The organism is Serratia sp. CY43202, assembly GCF_052168755.1.
GTDB classification, from domain to species: Bacteria; Pseudomonadota; Gammaproteobacteria; order Enterobacterales; family Enterobacteriaceae; genus Serratia; species Serratia bockelmannii.
This window is the reverse complement of the sequence record NZ_JBJNMB010000012.1, coordinates 14300-36096: the sequence shown is the minus strand read 5'-3', so window position 1 is coordinate 36096 and position 21797 is coordinate 14300. Positions and strand designations below refer to the sequence as shown.

Here is a 21797-nt window from a genome sequence, read left to right as displayed (position 1 = left end):
TAAAAAAATGGGTTCGGCGTGCCGAACCCCTGTCATACCGCGCCGGCGCTTACCTGAACTGCGGCAAGTACGGCGCGTTTATCGTCAACACCTCGTCCAGCAACGGCTGTGCCAGGTTGGCGTTGCCCACCAGCGGGTTGGCGATCAGCGCCAGCAAGCCGCTGCGGCGATCGCCGTGCACTGCCGCCTCGATGGTCAGGCGCTCGTAGGCTTTTACCTGCTGCGTCAGCGCCTGCATCGGTTCCGACAGCGGGCCGAACGTCAGCGGATGCGCGCCCTGGGCATCGACGATACAGTTGATTTCTATCACAGCATCGTCCGGCAGGCCATGGATTGCGCCGCGGTTTGCGGTGTTGACCACTAATTGCGTGCCGAGATTATTATGGATAGCACGGATCAGCTCCAGCGCAACTTCGGAATAGAAAGAACCGCCGCGGAAGCTGAGTTGCTCCGGTTTACTGTTCAACTGCGGATCGGCATACAGCTCGAACAGCTCTTTTTCTACCTGCATCACCTGCTCGGCGCGGGTGCCGCGCTCGCCGGCGGCAGCCATCTCTTCCGCCAGCATCTCGCGGGTCTGGTAAAAATAGCGGTGGTACGGGCAGGGGATGGCGCCGAGCGCGCGCAGGAAGTCCGGCTGCCAGGGCTCTTCCTTGATGTTGTTCATGGTCAGCGCCGCGCCGTCGCACAACATGTCGATCACGTTGCCGGTGACGTCGCGCCCCTGCTGCGTGACCTGATGCACCCAGACCATGTGATTCAAACCGGCGAACCGCAGCTGCACGTCGGCGTAAGGCGCCTGCAGCATGTTGGCGATCATGTGATGCATGCTGATCGGTACGTTACACAGGCCGATGATCTTCGCTTTGGTAAAGCGGGACACCGCCTCGGTGACGATGCCGGCCGGGTTGGTGAAGTTGATGATCCAGGCGTCCGGCGCCAGCTTTTCCACCCGACGGGCGATATCCAGCATCACCGGAATGGTGCGCAGCGCCTTGGCGAAGCCGCCGACGCCGGTGGTCTCCTGGCCGAGCAGCTGGTATTTCAGGCCCAGCCGTTCATCGGCGGCGCGCGCCGGCAGTTGCCCGACGCGGAACTGGGTCAGCACGAAAGCGGCGCCGTGAATGGCGTCGTCCAGCGCGAAGTGCACGCTGACCTTCACCTGTTCCAGCCCGTGGCGCGCCAGCATGCGGCGGGTCAGGGCGGCGATGGTTTCCACTTTTTGGCGGCCTGGCTCGACGTCCACCAGCGCCAGTTCGGTGACCGGCAGCTCATCGATGCGTTGGATCAGCCCATCGACCAGTTCGGGAGTGTAGCTGCTGCCACCGCCAATCACCGCGATTTTGAGCGTGTTCATGAGCGGCCCTCCGTCTGTGACTGACGGCGATAGAGCTCGATCATGTCGTCGGCCAGATCCTGGATGACCATGGCGTTCATCAGATGATCCTGCGCATGCACGGTGATCAGGTTGATCGCCAGCTTGCCGCAGCCTTCGTCCAGGCCGATCAGCTCGGTCTGGATCAGGTGCGCCTTCTTCACCCACTCTTTGGATTCGACCATGTGTTTGGCCGCGGCGGCGAAGTCACCGGCGCGCGCTTGCCGCAACGCCATCAACGCATTACTGCGCGCGCTGCCGGAGAACACCAGCAGTTCCATGATGGTGCTTTCAAACTCGGGGCTGACTTCAGTCATCAATTCACTCACGTCATTTCTCCAGGGGTTGCGCGGCTACGCCGCCGTGGGATACCTCAGTATCCGTTCTTTTTATAATGAGAGCGCTCTCATTTATATAGGGTAACGGCAACGGGTGTGCAAACTGGGAGGTAGATCGCAAAAAACGCCCCGGGGCGGCGCTGGGCAAAAAATGCGTGACGCGGTTGGCAAAAAAGCCTTCTGCGCCCATACTTTCCGCAGCAAAATTCAGGGCCGCCTAGGATATGTCCCGTAATTGGGTAAATATAGGTAAATGGCTGGTACTTGCCGATACAGCTCTTTAGAATCAAAGCGCTTTTCCGTTGTTTGTCTCTCAGAGAAAGGACCCGTTAATGTTCAAACGTACTTTAGTGACCTTCGTCGCGCTGTGTTCCCTGACAGCGATGGCGCCAGCGGCGCTCGCCGCCGGTGAAGCCCACGTCATGCTGACCACCTCGGCAGGGAATATCGAGTTGGCGCTCGACAGTCAGAAGGCACCGGTTTCCACCCAGAATTTCGTCGATTACGTGAACAGCGGGTACTACAACAACACCATTTTCCATCGCGTGATCCCGGGCTTTATGGTTCAGGGCGGCGGTTTCACCGCTGACATGCAGCAGAAATCCACCAAGGCGCCAATCAAGAACGAAGCCGACAACGGCTTGCGCAACCTGCGCGGCACCATTTCGATGGCGCGCACCGCCGACAAGGACAGCGCCACCAGCCAGTTCTTCCTGAACGTGGCGGATAACGCCTTCCTGGATCACGGCCAGCGCGATTTCGGCTACGCCGTGTTCGGCAAAGTGGTGAAAGGCATGGACGTCGTGGACAAGATCGCTCAGGTGCCGACCGGTAACGTCGGCCCTTACCAGAATGTGCCGACCAAACCGGTGGTGATTCTGTCGGCCAAGGTGTTGCCGTAAGTTTTTTGGCCGATCCCGCCGGGGTCGGCCGTCCTTCCTCACGAAGCCTTGCCTTCATCACTGTTTTCTCCCGTGCCCCATGCTCTAATCGGCAGACAATAACCAGACCGGAAATCCGGCGTTCGCCCTTTGTTGTCTCTGGATGAGTTGCTGCCATGTATGAATTTAACCAGGTGCTGTTGCTGTTGCAGCAGATGTGCGTCTATCTCGTCATCGCCTATCTGCTGAGCAAAACCCCGCTGTTTATCCCGCTGATGCAGGTGACTATTCGCCTGCCGCACAAGCTGCTGTGCTACGTGATCTTCTCGGTGTTCTGCATCATGGGCACCTATTTTGGGCTGCACATTCAGGATTCGATCGCCAACACCCGCGCGATAGGCGCGGTCCTGGGCGGGCTGCTGGGCGGGCCGTCGGTGGGCTTTCTGGTCGGGCTGACCGGCGGCCTGCACCGGTATACGCTCGGCGGCATGACCGACGTGGCCTGCGCGATTTCCACGGTATCGGAAGGCCTGGTCGGCGGCATCGTACACAGCATCGCCATGCGCCGCGGGCGCATCGAGCTGCTGTTCAATCCGCTGTTCGTCGGCGGCGTGGCGCTGGTGGCGGAAGTGTTGCAGATGGCGATCATTCTGGCGGTGGCGCGTCCTTACAACGAGGCGTTGCAGCTGGTAGAGCACATCGCGCTGCCGATGATGATCGCCAATACCGTCGGTGCGGCGATGTTCATGCAAATCCTGCTGGATCGGCGCGCGATGTTTGAGAAATACACCAGCGCTTTCTCTTCCAAGGCGCTGAAGATCGCCGAGCGCACCGAGGGCATCCTGCGCCAGGGCTTCGATCAGGAAAACAGCATGAAGGTCGCCCGGGTGATTTATCAGGAGCTGGGTATCGGTGCAGTGGCGATCACCGATCGTGACAAGCTGCTGGCGTTTATCGGCATCGGCGACGATCACCACCTGCCGGGCACGCCGATCGCCTCGGTGCATTCGCATCGCGCCATCGACAACAACGAGGTGGTGTACGCCGACGGCAATCAGCTCTCTTACTGCTGCTCGATCAATCCGGCCTGCAAGCTGGGATCGACGCTGGTGATCCCGCTGCGCGGCGAAAACCAGCGGGTCATCGGCACCATCAAGCTGTACGAACCGAAAAGCCAGCTGTTCAGCACCATCAACCGTACGTTGGGTGAAGGCATCGCCAGCCTGCTGTCGGCGCAGATCATGGCCGGACAGTACGAGCGCCACAAGCAGCTGCTGGCGCAGTCGGAGATCAAGCTGTTGCATGCGCAGGTCAATCCGCATTTCCTGTTCAATGCGTTAAATACGCTGGTGGCGGTGATCCGCCGCGATGGCGAACGCGCCTGCGATCTGGTGCAGTCCCTCTCGACTTTCTTTCGTAAAAACCTCAAACGTTCGGATGATGAAGTCAGCCTGGCGGACGAGATTGAGCATGTGAACGCCTACCTGCAGATTGAGAAAGCGCGCTTCGCCGATCGGCTGGAGATCGCGGTATCGCTGCCGGAGGCGCTGCTGGCGGCGCGGCTGCCGGCGTTTTCGCTGCAGCCGATCGTCGAGAACGCCATCAAGCACGGCACCTCGCATCTGTTGGGCGTGGGCCGCATCGAAATCGGCGCCTGCTGCGAAGGAGAGCATCTGCTGCTGCAGGTGACGGACAATGCCGGGCTGTTCCAGCCGAAGCCGAACTGCAGCGGGCTGGGGATGAACCTGGTGGATAAGCGCATTCGCGTGCGCTACGGCGAAGGCTATGGCGTGCGGGTGGATTGCCGGCCGGACGCCTATACCCGCATTACGCTCAATGTTCCCATGGAGAGGGCCGCCTGATGTTAAACGCACTGATTGTTGACGATGAGCCTTCCGCGCGCGACAACCTGCGCCATCTGCTGGAGGCCGAAGCGGGGATCACGATCATCGGCGAATGCGCCAACGCCATCGAAGCCATCAGCCAGATCCACCGGCTGCAGCCGGACGTGGTGTTTCTCGATATTCAAATGCCGCGTATCAGCGGGCTGGAAATGGTCGGCATGCTGGATCCCAATCGGATGCCGCACATCGTGTTTCTTACCGCCTACGACGAATACGCGGTGCAGGCGTTCGAGGAGCACGCCTTCGACTATCTGCTGAAGCCGGCGGAGCCGAAGCGGCTGAGCAAGACGCTGCAACGCCTGCGGCAGCGCAGTGCGCCGCAGGACGTGACGGCGCTGGATGAGAGCGCCGGTTACCTGAAATACATTCCCTGCACCGGCCACAGCCGTATCTATCTGCTGCGGTTTGACGAGGTGTTGGCGATCCGTTCCAAACTGAGCGGGGTATTCGTGGTGCGCAGCGACGGCATGGAGTGTTTCACCGAATTGACGCTGCGCACGCTGGAAAGCCGTACGCCGCTGGTGCGCTGCCATCGGCAGTATTTGGTCAACCTGGAGCAGGTGCGCGAGATCCGCTTCGAAGAAGGCGGCGCGGCGGAGATGATCATGTCCGCCGGCGATCCGGTGCCGGTCAGCCGGCGCTATTTGAAAGCGCTGAAGGAGCAACTGGGGCTGCGGGGGTGACGCAGGTCTTAGGGGGATTCTGAAAAGACAGGCATCATGGGCGTCCCGACGGCGCCCATTTTGTTTGTCCTTGACGGGGTTACGCGGCGCTTATAGCTTTATTGCATCAACAGGCGCGTTTCGCGCCGCGTCAGCGTCAAAGGAACAGAAAATGAGTGAACCACGGATTATCGCCAAGGCGATGAAAGACGGAAAACCGGAACAGGATCTGGTGATTTTGCCGGCGTTGGCCAACCGCCACGGGCTGATCACCGGGGCAACCGGCACCGGTAAGACGGTGACGCTGCAAAAAATGGCCGAGCAGTTCTCGCGCATTGGCGTGCCGGTGTTCCTGTCGGACGTGAAAGGCGATCTGTCTGGCATCGGCGCCGAGGGCGTGCCTTCCGAGAAATTGCAGGCGCGCCTGGTGGCGATTGGCGTCACCGACTGGCAGCCGCAGGCCTGCACCATTATCCCGTGGGATATTTACGGCGAGAAGGGCCACCCGATCCGCGCCACGATTTCCGATCTCGGGCCGCTGCTGCTGGGGCGCCTGTTGGATCTGAACGAGGTGCAAAGCGGCGTGCTGCAGCTAGTGTTCAAAATTGCCGATGACAACGCGCTGCTGTTGCTGGACATGAAAGACCTGCGCGCCATGGTGCAGTTCGTCGGCGATAACGCCAAACAATTCCAGACTCAGTACGGCAACATCTCTGCCGCGTCGATCGGCGCCATCCAGCGCGGGTTGCTGACGCTGGAAGAGCAGGGCGCCAACCAGTTCTTCGGCGAGCCGATGCTGGACATCAACGATCTGATGAAAACCGACGCCAACGGTCATGGCGTGATCAACCTGCTGGCGGCGGACAAGCTGATCAATCAGCCGAAGCTGTATTCAGTGTTCCTGCTGTGGCTGCTGGCCGAGCTGTTTGAACATCTGCCGGAAGTGGGCGACCCTGAACAGCCGAAGCTGGTGTTCTTCTTCGATGAAGCGCACCTGCTGTTCAACGACGCGCCGGCGGCGCTGCTGACCAAGATCGAACAGGTGGTGCGCCTGATCCGCTCCAAAGGCGTCGGCATTTACTTCGTCACCCAGAATCCGCTGGATATCCCGGACAGCGTGCTCGGCCAGTTGGGCAACCGCGTACAGCATGCGCTGCGCGCCTTCACGCCGCGCGATCAGAAGGCGGTGAAAACGGCGGCGCAAACCCTGCGCGCCAATCCGGCCTTCGATGCCGAAACGGCGATCACCGAGCTGGGCGTGGGCGAAGCGCTGGTGTCATTCCTCGACGAGAAGGGCCGGCCGAACGTGGTGGAGCGGGCGATGGTCATCGCGCCGGAATCCAAGATGGGCATGCTCGGTGCGGAAGGGCTGAACAGCGCGATCAACAAGTCGCCGCTGTATGGCCGCTATGAAGACATGATTGACCGCGAGTCGGCCTACGAGAAGCTGTCGTCGGGCGGCTTCGCCACCGTCGGCACTGCGCAGCAGGGGCAGCAACCGCAGGCGCAAGCGCAGCAACAGACGGGCGGCGGCCTGATGGACGGATTGAACGAGCTGCTGTTCGGTTCCACCGGCCCGCGCGGCGGCAAACGCGACGGCATCGTCCAGACCGCCGCCAAGAGCATGGCGCGCGATCTCGGCCGGCAGATCCTGCGCGGCGTACTGGGCTCGATCACCGGCGGCCGTAAAAAGTAAGCGGAAATTATCGTCGGCAGCGGCGGGTTAAATCAGTAAACTATGGCGGCGTTTTTCTCTGCCGGACCTAACATGCTGCTGCTGATCGATAACTACGACTCCTTTACCTATAACCTTTACCAGTACTTCTGCGAATTGGGCGCCGAGGTGCTGGTGAAGCGCAACGATGAGCTGCAGCTGGCCGATATCGCGCGGCTGGCGCCGCAGCATCTGGTGATTTCCCCCGGCCCTTGTACCCCGAACGAAGCGGGTATCTCGCTGGCCGCCATTCGTCATTTCGCCGGCAAGCTGCCGATCCTCGGCGTATGCCTGGGGCACCAGGCGCTGGGGCAGGCGTTCGGCGCCGAAGTGGTGCGCGCCCGCGCGGTGATGCACGGCAAAACTTCGGCGATTCGCCATCTGGGCGTCGGCGTGTTTCGCGGCCTGAACGATCCGCTGACCGTGACCCGATATCACTCGCTGGTGCTGAAAGCCGATACGCTGCCGGATTGCTTTGAAGTGACCGCCTGGAGCGAACGCGACGGCGTGCGCGACGAGATCATGGGCATCCGCCACCGCACGCTGGCGCTGGAAGGGGTGCAGTTCCACCCGGAAAGCGTGCTCAGCGAGCAGGGCCATCAGCTGTTGGATAATTTTCTCAGGCGTTAATCCCTTCGCGTTTTTTTCGCCCGTCAGGCGTTTTGCATTTGCGCTTTAGTGTTTTTTTATGCATATTTCGTGATTATATTTTCACTATAACATCGCGATAGCGCTGAAAAACCTTCAGGGTGGAGCCGAAAATGACTGACAAATCCGCAGTGAGCCGCAGCACCTTTGACCAGGTGATCCTGCCTGTTTATGCACCCGCCCAGTTTGTTCCGGTGCGCGGCAAAGGCAGCCGGGTCTGGGATCAGCAGGGAAAAGAGTACATCGATTTTTCCGGCGGCATCGCGGTGACGGCGCTGGGACACTGCCACCCGGCGCTGGTCGAGGCGCTCAAATGCCAGGGCGAAACCCTGTGGCATACCAGCAACGTCTTCACCAATGAACCGGCGCTGCGTTTGGCGAGCAAACTGATCGACGCCACCTTCGCCGACCGGGTGTTCTTCGCCAACTCCGGCGCAGAGGCCAACGAGGCGGCGTTCAAACTGGCGCGTCATTACGCCATCACCCGCCACAGCCCCTATAAAACCAAAATCATCGCCTTCTATAACGCGTTTCACGGCCGCACGCTGTTCACCGTGTCGGTGGGTGGGCAGGCCAAATATTCCGACGGGTTCGGGCCGAAGCCGGCCGACATCGTGCACGTGCCGTTCAACGATCTGGCGGCGGTGAAAGCGGTGATGGACGACCATACCTGCGCGGTGGTGATGGAGCCGATTCAGGGAGAGGGCGGCATTACGCCGGTCGACGCCGACTTCCTCAAAGGCGTGCGCAAACTGTGCGACCAACATCAGGCGCTGCTGGTGTTCGACGAAGTGCAAAGCGGCATGGGGCGAAGCGGCAAGCTGTTCGCCTATATGCATTATGGCGTGACGCCGGACATTCTCACCACCGCCAAGGCGCTGGGCGGTGGTTTCCCGGTCAGCGCCATGCTGACCACCGAAGAGATTGCGTCGGTGATGCAGGTGGGCACTCACGGCACCACCTACGGCGGTAACCCGCTGGCCTGCGCGGTGGCGGAGGCGGCGCTGGATGTGATCAATACGCCGGAGGTGCTGAGCGGCATCGAGCAGCGCCACGCGCTGTATGTGCAGGCTTTGCAGGATATCGGCGATAAATACGGTATTTTCACCGCCATTCGTGGCATGGGGTTACTGATCGGCGCCGAGTTGACGCCGCATTATCACGGCAGAGCGCGCGATTTCCTCACCGCCGCCGCTGCGCGTGGGTTGATGATCCTCAACGCCGGGCCGAACGTGATCCGCTTCGCGCCGTCGCTGGTGGTGGAGCCGCAGGACATCGAGGCCGGCATGGCGCTGTTCGAGCTGGCGGTGCAGGATGTGATCAACGCCTGAAGCCCGTGTGACGAATAACGGGGCGCGGCATGCCGCGCCCTTATTGATCGCGGAGTTTGCGCTTGAGCCAAATGCCGTGGTGCGGGCGTTGGCGCCAGGCCAGCGACGAAATGGTGTGCATCACGCTCAGGTGCGACAGAATACGCCGCAAATGACGCTCCATCTCGGTAACGGGCATCTCCGGATGCAGATCCGGCGGCTGCATGATGCCGCTGCTGCCGCTGCTCGGGCCGTCGTACTCCAGGCGTTGCTGGCAGCTCTGCAGCGCAATTTCACAGGTTTGCAGATACGTTTCCGCCAGCTTCGGCGTCAGCATATAGTGCTCGCGCGCCAAAATGGTCATGGCATTCAGGTGTTCGACGATAAACTGGCTGTGAGTGACCCATAAACGCATATCCGCCAGATAGTTCGACGCGAATCCCGGCTCCTGCATCGCCTGATTGAGCGAGGTGAACAGCGCGTTGTGCGCCTGGTTGACCTGCATGCGGGCATAGGCCAACGCGGTGGCGTCCGGCTCCGGCTGTTCCAGCATCAGCCGCAGCGCGGCTTGATCGTTTTCCAGTGCCTGATGGGCATTCTTGCGCAGCAGCCCGCTTTGCCACTGCGGCCATAGCCAAATGGTGCCGCCGAACGCCAGCACGCAGCCGATCAAGGTATCAATCAGACGAGGCACCAGAAAATGCGAGCCGTTCAGCGCCAGCAGCTGCAAGGTGTAAACCGCCGTCACCGTAAAGCCAATCACCGATAGCCCGTAGTTCTTGCGTGAAACCAGGTAGGCTAGCAGCGTGATCACCAGCATGATGCTCAGCGTTTCGCCTTCCGGTAACTGCAGCTGCAGCAGCCCGGCCGCCAGCAACAGCCCGGCAATCGTGCCCAGCGCACGGTGCTGAATACGCACCCGGGTGGCGTTATACCCGTTTTGGCTCACCAGCATGATGGTGAGCAGGATCCAGTAAGGCTTCGGCAGGTTGAACACCGCCCCCAGACTGCTGCCGACCGCCAGCGTCACCCCCAGCCGCGCGGCGTTGCGCAGGGCGGTAGATTTGAACGACAGATAGCTGGCTAGCGCCGGCCAAAACGGCAGGCGGTGCTGGCCGGGCATCAGATCTCGGCGGTACAGCGGATGCTGGGTGCGCAGCAGGCGGGCGATGCGGCTGAAGTGGTAATAACAAAACTGGCCGACCGGGTTATCGGGATGCTGCGCCGCCATTTTTTCCAGCGCCGCCAGCTCGTGGGCCATGGAAAAGCGCTTCGAATGTTGATGGTAGAGTATATCGTGCGCCACCACGCGCAGCCGGCCGGCGATCACCTGAGCGTTGCGGCGAATGATCGCTTCGGCCTGGCTCTGCTCCACCAGTTTTTGCACTTCCTCCGGCAGATGCAGGCTGACGGTGATGTGCTCCTGCAGATCCATCGCCACCTGAAAGGCGCGCTGCAGTCGCTTTTGATCGAGGTTGTTGGCGTGCGGCAGGAAATTAAGCTGTTGGTACAGCAGGCTGATCAGATCCATCACCTTTTGCTGGCGCACCAGCAGTGGCGGCAGCGCGGTCTGCGGATCGGTGTGCTGAGTCAGCAGGGAGTATTTGGCTTCGAAGTAGTCCGCCAGTTCCAGATAGAGCTGGCTGAGCGTCTCGCGCATCGGTTGCTCTTTCCACAGCCGGAACCAGAACCAGGTGAATAAGCCGTACCAGACGGTGCCGATCGCGTACAGCAGCGGCGCCTGCCAGACAGGCACCGTGCCGGCCGTGCTGAGAGCGAAGATGGCGGCCACCAGCGCCGCCGGCAACAGCCGGGCGTGCAGCGGGCTGATTTCGCCGGTAACGCCGAGCAGCAGCGCCAGGCCCAGCATCAGCGCCGGCAGCGGCACGTGCCACAGCAGTGCCTGTTGCAACAGCACGCTGCTGAAGGCGAACAGCGAGCCGCCGACGATCAGCCGTTTAAAGAAGCGCTTATGCGGCGTGTCCAGACCGGCGATATTGCAGCAGGCGGGCACCAGAGAGAACATCAGGCCGAGCTGCAGCTGGCCTATCAACAAGCCAAACAGCACCGGCAGGCACAACACCAGCGTTTGTCGCAGTGCGTAGTTGATTTCCGGGTGGTAGATCAGACGGCGCCACATGGCAGAGAGCAGACAAAAAAACGGCGCAGATTGCGCCGTTTCTTCAGGGATTAACGGGTGCCGTAGACGACAATGGTTTTGCCGTGGGCGGAAATCAGGTTTTGATCTTCCAGCATTTTCAGAATACGGCCAACGGTTTCACGCGAGCAGCCGACGATCTGGCCGATCTCCTGACGGGTGATCTTGATCTGCATGCCGTCCGGGTGAGTCATGGCGTCGGGTTGCTTCGCCAGATTCAGCAGGGTTTGCGCGATGCGGCCGGTCACGTCCAGGAAGGCGAGGTTGCCCACTTTTTCGGAGGTAACCTGCAGGCGGCTCGCCATTTGGGCGGACAGGCGCATCAGGATGTCCGGGTTCACCTGGATCAGCTGGCGGAATTTCTTGTAGGAAATTTCGGCCACTTCACAGGCGGTTTTCGCGCGAACCCAGGCGCTGCGCTCCTGGCCTTCTTCGAACAATCCGAGCTCGCCGATGAAATCCCCCTGGTTGAGGTAGGACAGGATCATCTCTTTACCTTCTTCATCCTTGATCAGCACCGCGACGGAGCCTTTCACGATGTAGTAAAGCGTTTCGGCCTTTTCACCTTGGTGAATCAGCGTACTCTTCGATGGATATTTGTGGATATGGCAATGAGACAGGAACCATTCGAGAGTAGGGTCTGTTTGCGGTTTGCCGAGAACCATTCGCTGTTATCCTCTGTTGTTATCGCTGCCTTGTGTCACAGGGGTCAGAGTTCCCTGTAAAACCCGCCTGTAGCCGCAGTCATGAGCGAGGGCTACCGGCAAGTTTTGAGGCGTGTCATAAAAATACGCTGTCGCTCTAGCATATTAACTTGCCGTAAGCGCTGCAAGCTACATTCTGTTAACATACCGGTAAAGGAGCCTTTCTCTGGGCGTTTCCCTGAAATTCAGTGTCCCGGAAAGATTTATTGCGGCTCTGTTTGTAGCACAGAGTAAGGCGGGTGTCTCGTGTTGTCTCGCTTCAGCATGATTAGCATCAGGTTACGTTGCCTGTTTCTATGCGAAAGCGTACTCTGATTTTAAGAAATTAACCGGAGTGACCAGAATGCAGGCAAGAGTTAAGTGGGTGGAAGGGTTAACGTTTTTGGGTGAATCGGCCTCCGGCCACCAGGTGCTGATGGACGGCAACGCCGGCGATAAAGCGCCGAGCCCGATGGAAATGGTGCTGATGTCGGTGGGCGGCTGCAGCGCGATTGACGTGGTGTCCATCCTGCAAAAAGGGCGCAACGACGTGCGCGACTGCGAGGTGAAGCTGACCTCCGAGCGCCGTGCAGAAGCCCCGCGGTTGTTCACCCATATCAATCTGCACTTCATCGTCACCGGTCAGGATCTGACCGACAAAATCGTAGAGCGTGCGGTGAACCTGTCGGCGGAGAAATACTGCTCGGTGGCGCTGATGCTCAACAAGGCCGCCACGGTGACCCACAGTTTCGAGATCCGCCAACCGGCGTAATCGAGACGGAGCGCGGCCCGCCGCCGCGCTCAACGCATTTATTCGATCTTCTTGCCTTCCAGCAATCGCTGCACCAGCGGCGCCATGATCAGCTCCATCGCCAGCCCCATCTTGCCGCCCGGCACCACTAACGTATTGATGTGCGAGATAAACGAGCCCTGCAGCATCGCCAGCAAATAGGGGAAGTCAATCTGATCCAGCCCGCGGAAGTGGATCACCACGAAGCTTTCATCCAGTGAGGGAATGGCTTTGGCGGCGAACGGGTTGGAAGTGTCCACCGTCGGCACGCGCTGGAAGTTGATGTGGGTGCGCGAGAACTGCGGCGTGATGTAGTTGATGTAATCTTCCATCGAACGCACCACCGAATCCATCACCGCCTCGCGGGAGTGGCCGCGCTCGCCGGTATCGCGGATCAGCTTCTGGATCCACTCCAGGTTGACGATCGGCACCACGCCGACCAGCAGATCGACGTGGCTGGCCACGTCATGGTGTTCGGTGACCACACCGCCGTGCAGCCCCTCGTAGAACAGCACGTCGGTCGGCGCTGTCAGTGGCTCCCACGGGGTGAAGGTGCCCGGCACCTGATTGTAGGGCACCGCTTCGTCGTAGGTGTGCAGGTACTTGCGCGAACGGCCGGTGCCGTTTTTGCCGTACTCGATAAAGCTCTGCTGCAGCAGGCCGAAGTCGTTGGCCTCGGGGCCGAAATAGCTGATGTGTCTGCCCAGATCGCGCGCCTTGCGGATCGCCGCGTCCATTTCCGGCCGGGTGTAGCGGTGGAAGCTGTCGCCCTCCAGTTCGGCGGCGCGAATGTTGAGCTGTTGGAAGATTTTGCGGAACGCCACGCTGGTGGTGGTGGTGCCGGCGCCGCTGGAACCGGTCACCGCGATAACGGGATGTTTGGCAGACATGGTGGTTGTCACTCCGTGTTGAATGCGCCGGCGTCAGGGGATTATTGTGGCTCTTGTTGACGCTCTCTATGTCAGGAAAAAATGGCGCTCGCTGGTTTGCAATGTCCCATTGTTACCTGATTTTTTCCGTCAGTCATAGAACCGAACGCCACTAAATTTCTTCCTGCCCGGCGCGGAACTGGCCGCGCGGCATGATGTTGACGCTCTCATGCAGTTCTGACCACACCAGCACCACTTCGCCGTTTTTCAGCTGGCGGCGCACGTCCTCCACCTTCTGTTCCAGCGATCGTTCGTGCTCGCCGTAATCGGTGCCTTCGCGCAGCACAAAGGATTCGATCAGGCTGTTCAGGGTGTCGGTTGCCAGTTCTTGCCAGGGAATGATCACGTCGGGATGTCCAGATAAGGGGAAAGCCAGGCCGGAATGCGATGCTCCAGCCACATGTGCGGTTTTTTCAGCGTGCCGCCGACAAAGCCGACGTGGCCGCCGAACTCGGTCAGCTGATATTCGATATTGCGCGGCAGGCCAGCGACGTCGGGGATCACCTCATGGGTCATGAAGGGATCGTCCTTCGCATGGATGATCAGCAGCGGCGTTTGGATCGCCGGCAACAGCGGCAGAGCGCTGCAGCGGCGATAATAGTCGGTGGCGTCGCTGAAGCCGTGAATGCGCGAGGTGATGGCGTCGTCGAACTCGCGGATGCGCCGCAAACCGTTCAGCTGTGACAGCTTGAGCGGCAGGGTGTCCGGGTAGTGCAACAGTTTGCGGGTGGCGTTTTGTTTCAGTTGCCCCAGCAAATAGCGCTGATAGACACGGGAGAAGCCTTGCTCCATGCGGTAGGCGCAGGGTTCCAGCATCAGCGGCGCTGAGACCACCACCGCCGCCTGCAGCAGGCTGTCGGCGCCTTGCTGCGCCAGATAGCAGGCCAGCATGTTGCCGCCGAGCGAAACGCCTACCGCCGCGGTTGGCACCTCGCCGTAGCGGTCGCGCAGCCAGCGCAGGAAGAAGCGCGCGTCTTCGGTTTCACCGGAGTGGTAGATGCGCTGCTTGCGGTTGGGCACGCCGCTGCAGCCGCGAAAGTGCATCACCACGCCGAGCCAGCCGCGCTCACGCCAGGCGTTGAGCAGGCCATGCGCGTAGGGGCTGTAGAAGCTGCCTTCCAGGCCGTGGAACAGCACCGCGCGCGGTTTGTCGCGCGCCTGCGCCGGATCCTCGCTCCAGGCAAGATCGACGAAGTCGCCGTCGGGCAATTCCAGCCGTTGCCAATGCGGTTTCAATAACACGCGGCGGCGCACCAGCCGCGGCAACAGCGTTTGCAGGTGCGGGTTACTGGCCCCGGTCAGGGGGCGAAAGGTGTTAGGCATAGGCTGAGTAAAATGTTATGGGCGGCTATTGTGAGATCCCTAGCGCACTGTTAGCTTCAATACCAAGAATTAACAATGATACTGCAAAAAAGCGCCTTGGGTGAGGAGCACCCGTGCCATGGAACCGAGTTTATTCCTTTCGATGCTGGGCTTCCTGTGGGTCGCCGCCATCACGCCAGGCCCCAATAACCTGCTGCTGACCACCTCCGGTGCTAACTTCGGCTTTATGCGTTCGCTGTGGCTGATGATTGGCATCATGCTCGGCATGCAAAGCATTTTGCTGCTGGTGGCCTTCGGCGTCGGCAGCCTGATCCTGGTTTACCCGTCGCTGCACCTGATCCTGAAAATCCTCGGCAGTTTGTACCTGCTGTGGCTGGCGTGGAAAGTCGCCACCGCCGCCTATGAAAAGCTGGAAACCGACGTGGCGCCGCCGCAGCCGGTGCGGCTGTATCAGGGCTGGCTGCTGCAGTTCCTCAACCCGAAAGCCTGGCTGATGGCGCTGGGCGCGGTGGCGAGCTTCAGCCTGGCGGGCGATAAGTACAACGGTTCCATCGCGGCGATCGCACTGGGCATTTTGGCGGTAAACATCGTCGCCGGCGTTATCTGGCTGGCGTTCGGTACCCTGATCGGCCGCCTGCTGCGCAGCAAAAAGGCCTGGGTTATCTTCAACGTTTCCATGGGGTTGTTGACCGCAGCCTGTGTGTTACTGATCTGGCATTAAGGAGTGAACGATGGCGGAAAATTATTATCACGTGGTTGCTTTTACCGGCAAAGGGCTGCGCGGCAACCCGGCCGGGGTTTGCCTGCTGACGCAGCCGCTGCCGGCGGAGCGGTTGCAGGCGATCGCCAACGAGATCGGCCTGCCGGAAACCAGCTTTGTTTGGGATGACGGCGACATGACCGCCATTCGCTGGTTTACCCCGGAGCGTGAGGTCGATCTTTGCGGCCACGGCACGCTGGCGGCGGCGCATGTGATGTTCAGCGCGGTTAACCCGGCGCTGAAGGATATTCGCTTCCGTTCGGCCGGCGGCGAGCTGTTCGTCAAGCGCGATGAGCGGGACGGGGAGCGGCTGGTGCTTGATTTCCCCGCCAGGCCGCCGCAGAAAGTCGCCGAACCGGCGGGCCTCGCGGCGCTGCTGGGCGTGCCGCCGCAGGAAGTGTGGCAGGCGAAAGCGCTGCTGGTGGTGGTGGAAAATGAGGCGCAGGTGCGCGCGCTGTGCCCGGACATCCCGGCGCTGATCGCATTGGCCGGCCGCGCGGTGATCGTCACCGCGCCGGGTGACACCGTGGACTTCGTTTCGCGCTATTTCACGCTCGACGGCGGCGAGGATCCGGTGACCGGCTCCGCGCATTGCACATTGATGCCTTACTGGACGGCGCGCCTCGGCCGCCATCGGCTGCATGCGCAGCAGATCTCGGCACGCGGCGGCGAACTGTTCTGCGAACTGCAAGGGGATCGCACGCTGCTCGGTGGCTATGCTCATGTGTTCCTGCACGGAAGTATCGCGCTGTAATCTGCGGTTATATTACTCAAGGTAATAAAGAAGACTTTTTTATTCTTTTATCGCCCGTCATCGCTCAGATAAAACTGTCAGCAACTGAACAGATTTTTATCAACGGAGCGGAACATGGCGGGCAAACTCTTTTCCTTACGTAACGTGGCGCTGCTGGCGTTGTCGCTCTGCGCGGCCAGCGCCTACGCGGTGGACGTGACCGTGGCGTACCAGACGTCGGCAGAACCGGCCAAGGTGGCGCAGGCGGAAAACAGCTTCGCCAAACAGTCCGGTGCGACCGTCGACTGGCGTAAGTTCGACAGCGGCTCCAGCGTGCTGCGTGCGCTGGCCTCCGGCGACGTGCAGATCGGCAATATCGGCTCCAGCCCGCTGGCGGTGGCCGCCAGCCAAAAACTCCCCATCGAAGTGTTCCTCATCGCCTCGCAGCTCGGCAGTTCTGAAGCGCTGGTGGTGAAGAATGACATCAAAAACCCGCAGGATTTGATCGGCAAGCGCATTGCGGTGCCGTTTATTTCTACGACTCATTACAGCCTGCTGGCCTCGCTCAAACATTGGGGCATCAAGCCTGAACAGGTGAAGATCCTCAATCTGCAGCCGCCGGCCATCGCCGCCGCCTGGCAGCGCGGCGACATCGACGGCGCCTACGTCTGGGCGCCGGTGGTCAACGAACTGGCCAAACAAGGCAAGGTGTTGACCGACTCCGCGCAGGTGGGCGAGTGGGGTTCACCGACGCTGGACGTGTGGGTGGTGCGCAAAGACTTCGCCGAGAAACATCCCGACGTGGTGACCGCCTTTGCCGCCAGCGCTCTGCAGGCGCAAAAGGCCTACCTGACGGCGCCGGAACAGTGGCTGAAAGATCCGAGCCATCTTAGCACCTTGGCGCGCTTGAGCGGCGTACCGGAAGCGCAGGTGCCGGAACTGGTGAAGGGGAACCGTTATCTGCCGGTGGCCGATCAGGTTGCCCAGCTCGGCCAGCCGGTGGACAAGGCAATCCGCGATACCGCCGAATTTCTCAAGCAGCAGGGCAAGATCCCGCAGGTCGACAGCGACTACAGCGCTTACGTCACCGACCGTTTTGTGAAACAGGTGCAGGCTGCGCCGCAGTCGTAAGGAAGCAGGATGCTAAACGTCAATCATCTTTCAGCAGAGTATCAGGGGCGGCCCGTGCTGCGTGACGTGTCGTTCCAGATCGCCGCCGGGCAACTGGTGGTGGTGCTCGGCCCATCGGGCTGCGGCAAGACCACGCTGCTGAATTTGATCGCCGGGTTTATCGAGCCTTCAGCTGGCAGCATCACGCTGGATGGAACGCCCGTTCACGGCCCGGGCGCTGAACGGGGCGTGGTGTTCCAGCATGAGGGTTTACTGCCGTGGCGTAACGTGGTGGACAACGTCGAGTTCGGTCTGCAGCTGGCCGGCGTCGGCAAGGCGCAGCGCCGCCAGGTGGCGGAGCAGATGCTGCAGCGCGTCGGTCTGGCCGGTTACGAGCGGCATTTCATCTGGCAGCTTTCCGGCGGCATGCGCCAACGCGTCGGCATCGCCCGCGCCCTGGCCGCGGATCCGCGCCTGCTGTTGCTGGATGAACCGTTCGGCGCGCTGGACGCGTTTACTCGCGAGCAGATGCAGGAGCTGTTGCTGACTATTTGGCGCGATACCGGCAAGCAGGTGCTGCTGATCACCCACGATATCGAAGAGGCGGTGTTCCTCGCCAGCGAGCTGCTGCTGCTGTCGCCGGGGCCGGGGCAGGTGGTAGAGCGACTGTCGCTGAACTTCGGCCAACGCTATGCCGACGGCGAAGCCTGCCGCTCGATTAAGTCCGATCCTGAATTTATCGCGCAGCGCGAATACGTGCTGGGCAAAGTTTTCCAACAGCGCGAGGCCTTGCTATGAGCCTGCATTCCACGTTAAAGGCCGCGGCGCAGCCGCAGGGCAAAGCGGCGCGCCGTTTCAGCGTGCCGCGCAACGTTTGGTTGAGCGGCGCCACGCTGTTGACGGTGTTGATCGTCTGGTGGGGCGTGACGGCGCTGCAGCTGATCAGCCCGCTATTTTTGCCGGCGCCGCAGCAGGTGCTGCACCAACTGATCACCATCGCCAGCCCGCAAGGCTTTATGGACGCCACGCTATGGCAGCATCTGGCGGCCAGCCTGGGGCGCATTTTGGTGGCGCTGCTGGCGGCGGTGATCGTCGGCATTCCGGTGGGCATCGCCATGGGGCTGAACGACACGGTGCGCGGCATCCTCGATCCGCTGATTGAGATCTATCGTCCGGTGCCGCCGTTGGCGTATTTACCGCTGATGGTAATTTGGTTCGGCATCGGCGAGACCTCGAAAGTCTTGTTGATTTATCTGGCGATTTTCGCGCCGGTGACGCTGTCCGCCGTGGCCGGCGTGCGCAGCGTGGCGCAGGTGCGGGTGCGCGCCGCCCGCGCGCTGGGCGCCACGCGTTGGCAGGTGCTGCGTTTCGTGGTGCTGCCGAGCGCGCTGCCGGAGATCCTGACCGGCATCCGCATCGGGCTGGGCGTCGGCTGGTCGACGCTGGTGGCTGCCGAACTGATCGCCGCCACGCGCGGCCTGGGATTTATGGTGCAATCCGCCGGTGAGTTTCTGGCGACCGACGTGGTGCTGGCCGGCATCGGCGTGATTGCGGTGATTGCATTTGGGTTGGAGCTGGGGCTGCGCGCCCTGCAGCGCCGATTGACCCCGTGGCATGGAGTACAGCAATGAACGAACGTCTGAATATCACCCCGCTGGGGCCTTACATCGGGGCGCTGGTGGAAAACGTCGAGTTGGCCCGGCCGTTGGGCGATGGCCAGTTTGAACAGCTTTATCATGCGCTGCTCAAGCATCAGGTGCTGTTCTTCCGCAACCAGCCGATCACGCCGCTGCAGCAGCGCGATCTGGCCGGCCGTTTCGGCGATCTGCACATCCATCCGGTCTATCCGCACGCCACCGACGTGGAAGAGATCATCGTGCTCGATACCCACGACGACAACCCGCCGGACAACGACAACTGGCATACCGACGTGACCTTTATCGAGAACCCGCCGCTGGGAGCGATCCTGGCGGCCAAGACCTTGCCTTCCACCGGCGGCGATACGCTGTGGGCCAGCGGCATCGCGGCCTACGAGGCGCTGTCGGCGCCGTTCAGAACGCTGCTCGCGGGGCTGCGCGCAGAGCATGACTTCACCAAGTCGTTCCCGGAGTACAAGCATCGCGGCAGTGAAGAAGAACACCAGCGTTGGCAACTGGCGGTGCAGAAAAATCCGCCGCTGCTGCATCCGGTGGTGCGTACTCACCCGGTCAGCGGCCGGCAGGCGCTGTTCGTCAATGAAGGGTTCACCACGCGGATCGTCGATCTGGCGCCGAAGGAGAGCGACGCTTTGCTGAACTTCCTGTTTGCTCACATCACCAAACCGGAGTTTCAGGTGCGCTGGCGCTGGCAGGAAAATGACGTGGCGATCTGGGATAACCGCGTGACGCAGCACTACGCCAACGCGGATTATCTGCCGCAGCGGCGCATCATGCACCGCGCGACCATTCTGGGGGATAGGCCCTTTTACAAGGCGTAACAACGTTTAGGCGTCGAACGCCTGCGTTAACTGCTCCAGCTGTTCCTGCGCATCCAGCCAGGTCATTTCCGTCTCTTCGAGCGCGGATTTGGCCTGGCTTTGCTTTTGCAGGCAGTCGGTCAGTTCGGCCTTGCGGCTGATGTCGTACAGTGCGGGATCCGCCAACTGCTCTTCCACCGCCGCCAGTTCGGCGCCCAGTTTTTCCATCTGCTGTTCCAGCTTGGCGATCTGCTTGCGCAGCGGTTGGGTCTGCGTACGGAACTCCGCCTCGCGGCGTTTTTGGTCCTTGCGCGCCTGCGCGCTGTTGCCGCCGCTCTCTTTTTCCGGTGCATCCTGCTGGTTTTCCTGGCGCTGCAGGTCGACAAGCCACTGCTGGTAGTCGTCGAGATCGCCCTCGAAAGGCTCGACCTGGCCGTCGTGTACCAAGTACAGATCGTCGGTGGTGGAGCGCAGCAGGTGACGGTCGTGCGAGACCACCACCAACGCGCCTTCGAAATCGATCAGCGCCTCGGTCAGCGCCTGACGCATGTCGAGATCCAGGTGGTTGGTCGGTTCATCGAGCAGCAGCAGGTTCGGGCGTTGCCAGACGATCAGCGCCAGCACCAGCCGCGCCTTCTCGCCGCCGGAGAAACGTTCGGTCACTTCGCTGACCTTGTCGCCCTGGAACCCGAAACCGCCCAGGTAATCTCGCAGCTGCTGCTCCAGCACCCGTGGCGCGATGCGGCTCAGATGCTGCAACGGCGATTCGTCGGCGCGCAGGAATTCCAGCTGGTGCTGGGCGAAGTAACCCAGCTTGATGCCTTTCGCCAGGCCGATCTCGCCGCTCAGCGGTTCCAGGGTGCCGGCCAGCAGTTTGATCAACGTCGATTTACCGGCGCCGTTGCGGCCGAGCAGGCCAATGCGTGAACCGGGTACCAGGTTCAGCTTGATTGACTTCAAGATCACTTTATCGCCATATCCGGCGCTGACTTTTTCCATGCGCAGCAGCGGGTTCGGCAGGCTTTCCGGCGGGCGGAAGCTGAAGGTGAACGGGTTGTCGACGTGCGCCGGGGCGATCAGCTCCATGCGCTCCAGCATCTTGATGCGGCTCTGCGCCTGCTTGGCCTTGGAGGCCTTCGCCCGAAAACGGTCGATATAACTTTGCAGGTGCGCCACTTTTTCTTGCTGATGCTGATACAGCGACTGTTGCTGCGCCAATTTGGTGGCGCGCTGGCGTTCGAACGACGAGTAGTTGCCGGTGTATTCGTTCAGGGTCTGCTGTTCGATATGCAGGATCTTGTCGACAATCGGATCGAGAAAGTCGCGGTCATGCGAGATCAGCACCAGCGTGCCGGGGTAGCTTTTCAGCCAGCGCTCCAGCCAGATCACCGCATCGAGATCCAGGTGGTTGGTCGGTTCGTCGAGCAGCAGCAGGTCGGAACGGCACACCAGCGCCTGCGCCAGGTTGAGACGCATGCGCCAGCCGCCGGAAAAGTCGCGCACCGGGCTTTGCAGCTGTTCGTTGGAGAAGCCGAGGCCGTGCAGCAGGCTGGCGGCGCGGGAACGGATGGTCCAGGCGTCGATGGCGTCCAGCTTACCGTGCAGGGTGGCGATGGCGTGGCCGTCGTTGCGGTCGTTGGCGGCCTGCAGTTCGGCTTCGAGCTGGCGAAACTCGCGGTCGCCGTCGATAACATACTCGATCGCCGGCACATCCAGCGCCGGCGTCTCCTGGTTGACCCAGGCCAGCGCCCAGTTGCCGGGGAAGGTAAAGCTGCCGCCATCCGCCGCGATCTCGCCCTTCAGCAGCGACAGCAGCGTGGATTTGCCGCAGCCATTTTTGCCCACCAGGCCGACCTTCTGACCTGGATTAACCGTCGCCGTGGCGTTGTCCAGCAGGACGCGGATGCCGCGTCGGATTTGTAGCGAGGAGAATACAATCATAAAGCGCCGTATGTTCAGAGTATGTTAAATTATCATTAAGGTAACAGAACGCGCACCGCGCGCTGTTTTTGTCTTTGCGATGC

The 21797-nt window shown here is 61.1% G+C and carries 21 protein-coding genes; 13 read left to right on the top strand and 8 right to left on the bottom strand.

All coding sequences use genetic code 11. The features are described 5' to 3' along the window. Window positions 1-49: 49 nt before the first annotated feature. Window positions 50-1357 carry a 6-phospho-beta-glucosidase gene (locus ACJ8J5_RS22430; protein ID WP_025304526.1) on the bottom strand — a complete coding sequence of 436 codons (1308 nt, stop codon included), beginning with the start codon at window positions 1355-1357 and terminating at the stop codon, window positions 50-52. After that, window positions 1354-1692: a PTS lactose/cellobiose transporter subunit IIA gene (locus tag ACJ8J5_RS22425; RefSeq protein ID WP_025304525.1), complete on the bottom strand. Its 339-nt coding sequence runs from the start codon at window positions 1690-1692 to the stop codon at window positions 1354-1356. Before ACJ8J5_RS22425 ends, ACJ8J5_RS22430 begins: the two co-directional genes overlap by 4 nt. A gap of 353 nt (window positions 1693-2045) precedes the next feature. Between ACJ8J5_RS22425 and ppiA the strand changes: the two genes are divergently transcribed. From ppiA to argD, 6 genes are all read left to right on the top strand, one after another. Then, window positions 2046-2615 (top strand): peptidylprolyl isomerase A, encoded by a 570-nt coding sequence (gene ppiA, locus ACJ8J5_RS22420; protein ID WP_049294941.1) that lies wholly within the window; start codon window positions 2046-2048, stop codon window positions 2613-2615. Between the two features lie 155 nt (window positions 2616-2770). Further along, window positions 2771-4456 carry a sensor histidine kinase gene (locus ACJ8J5_RS22415; protein WP_033639224.1) on the top strand — a complete coding sequence of 562 codons (1686 nt, stop codon included), beginning with the start codon at window positions 2771-2773 and terminating at the stop codon, window positions 4454-4456. After that, window positions 4456-5181 (top strand): two-component system response regulator BtsR, encoded by a 726-nt coding sequence (gene btsR / locus ACJ8J5_RS22410; RefSeq protein WP_025304522.1) that lies wholly within the window; start codon window positions 4456-4458, stop codon window positions 5179-5181. The genes ACJ8J5_RS22415 and btsR overlap by 1 nt, the downstream gene beginning before the upstream one ends. 151 nt (window positions 5182-5332) lie before the next feature. After that, window positions 5333-6856: a helicase HerA-like domain-containing protein gene (locus ACJ8J5_RS22405; RefSeq protein WP_414105006.1), complete on the top strand. Its 1524-nt coding sequence runs from the start codon at window positions 5333-5335 to the stop codon at window positions 6854-6856. Between the two features lie 72 nt (window positions 6857-6928). After that, window positions 6929-7504, top strand: coding sequence for an aminodeoxychorismate synthase component II (locus tag ACJ8J5_RS22400; protein WP_025304520.1), 576 nt, complete (start codon window positions 6929-6931; stop codon window positions 7502-7504). 131 nt (window positions 7505-7635) lie between these two features. Beyond that, complete coding sequence (argD, locus tag ACJ8J5_RS22395; RefSeq protein WP_414105005.1) at window positions 7636-8853, top strand: bifunctional acetylornithine/succinyldiaminopimelate transaminase; 1218 nt, start codon at window positions 7636-7638, stop codon at window positions 8851-8853. Between the two features lie 40 nt (window positions 8854-8893). Here argD and ACJ8J5_RS22390 read toward each other — a convergent pair whose 3' ends face one another. Beyond that, a complete protein-coding gene (locus ACJ8J5_RS22390; RefSeq protein WP_025304518.1) occupies window positions 8894-10972 on the bottom strand; it encodes a YccS/YhfK family putative transporter in 2079 nt (692 codons plus the stop codon). A 50-nt stretch (window positions 10973-11022) separates the two neighbouring features. Next, entirely contained in the window at window positions 11023-11655 is a 633-nt protein-coding gene (gene crp, locus ACJ8J5_RS22385) for a cAMP-activated global transcriptional regulator CRP (RefSeq protein ID WP_004090925.1), read from the bottom strand. 382 nt (window positions 11656-12037) lie between these two features. Between crp and ACJ8J5_RS22380 the strand changes: the two genes are divergently transcribed. Continuing rightward, window positions 12038-12445 carry an OsmC family protein gene (locus ACJ8J5_RS22380; RefSeq protein WP_025304517.1) on the top strand — a complete coding sequence of 136 codons (408 nt, stop codon included), beginning with the start codon at window positions 12038-12040 and terminating at the stop codon, window positions 12443-12445. A gap of 38 nt (window positions 12446-12483) precedes the next feature. On the opposite strand, the gene ACJ8J5_RS22375 is transcribed toward ACJ8J5_RS22380, so the two are convergent. The 3 genes from ACJ8J5_RS22375 to ACJ8J5_RS22365 form a co-directional block, all read right to left on the bottom strand. Further along, on the bottom strand, window positions 12484-13353 hold the full coding sequence (locus ACJ8J5_RS22375; RefSeq protein ID WP_049208849.1) for a phosphoribulokinase: 870 nt from the start codon (window positions 13351-13353) through the stop codon (window positions 12484-12486). A gap of 151 nt (window positions 13354-13504) precedes the next feature. Then, window positions 13505-13738, bottom strand: coding sequence for a YheU family protein (locus ACJ8J5_RS22370; protein WP_004930376.1), 234 nt, complete (start codon window positions 13736-13738; stop codon window positions 13505-13507). Then, the gene (locus ACJ8J5_RS22365; RefSeq protein WP_025304515.1) at window positions 13735-14715 is read right to left on the bottom strand and encodes a hydrolase; all 981 of its coding nucleotides are present in this window, start codon (window positions 14713-14715) and stop codon (window positions 13735-13737) included. Before ACJ8J5_RS22365 ends, ACJ8J5_RS22370 begins: the two co-directional genes overlap by 4 nt. 118 nt (window positions 14716-14833) lie before the next feature. Between ACJ8J5_RS22365 and ACJ8J5_RS22360 the strand changes: the two genes are divergently transcribed. From ACJ8J5_RS22360 to tauD, 6 genes are all read left to right on the top strand, one after another. Beyond that, window positions 14834-15436, top strand: a complete 603-nt coding sequence (locus ACJ8J5_RS22360; protein WP_025304514.1) for a LysE family translocator — start codon at window positions 14834-14836, stop codon at window positions 15434-15436. A 10-nt stretch (window positions 15437-15446) separates the two neighbouring features. Then, entirely contained in the window at window positions 15447-16229 is a 783-nt protein-coding gene (locus ACJ8J5_RS22355; protein WP_414105004.1) for a PhzF family phenazine biosynthesis protein, read from the top strand. A 114-nt stretch (window positions 16230-16343) separates the two neighbouring features. Then, on the top strand, window positions 16344-17339 hold the full coding sequence (gene tauA, locus ACJ8J5_RS22350) for a taurine ABC transporter substrate-binding protein (protein WP_414105003.1): 996 nt from the start codon (window positions 16344-16346) through the stop codon (window positions 17337-17339). A gap of 9 nt (window positions 17340-17348) precedes the next feature. Next, on the top strand, window positions 17349-18116 hold the full coding sequence (gene tauB, locus ACJ8J5_RS22345; RefSeq protein WP_060435115.1) for a taurine ABC transporter ATP-binding subunit: 768 nt from the start codon (window positions 17349-17351) through the stop codon (window positions 18114-18116). Then, entirely contained in the window at window positions 18113-18949 is an 837-nt protein-coding gene (tauC, locus tag ACJ8J5_RS22340; protein WP_238968773.1) for a taurine ABC transporter permease TauC, read from the top strand. The genes tauB and tauC overlap by 4 nt, the downstream gene beginning before the upstream one ends. Then, entirely contained in the window at window positions 18946-19794 is an 849-nt protein-coding gene (gene tauD / locus ACJ8J5_RS22335) for a taurine dioxygenase (RefSeq protein ID WP_169541284.1), read from the top strand. The genes tauC and tauD overlap by 4 nt, the downstream gene beginning before the upstream one ends. A gap of 6 nt (window positions 19795-19800) precedes the next feature. Here tauD and ACJ8J5_RS22330 read toward each other — a convergent pair whose 3' ends face one another. Further along, window positions 19801-21714, bottom strand: coding sequence for an ABC transporter ATP-binding protein (locus tag ACJ8J5_RS22330; RefSeq protein ID WP_049206067.1), 1914 nt, complete (start codon window positions 21712-21714; stop codon window positions 19801-19803). Between the last annotated feature and the right edge of the window lie 83 nt (window positions 21715-21797).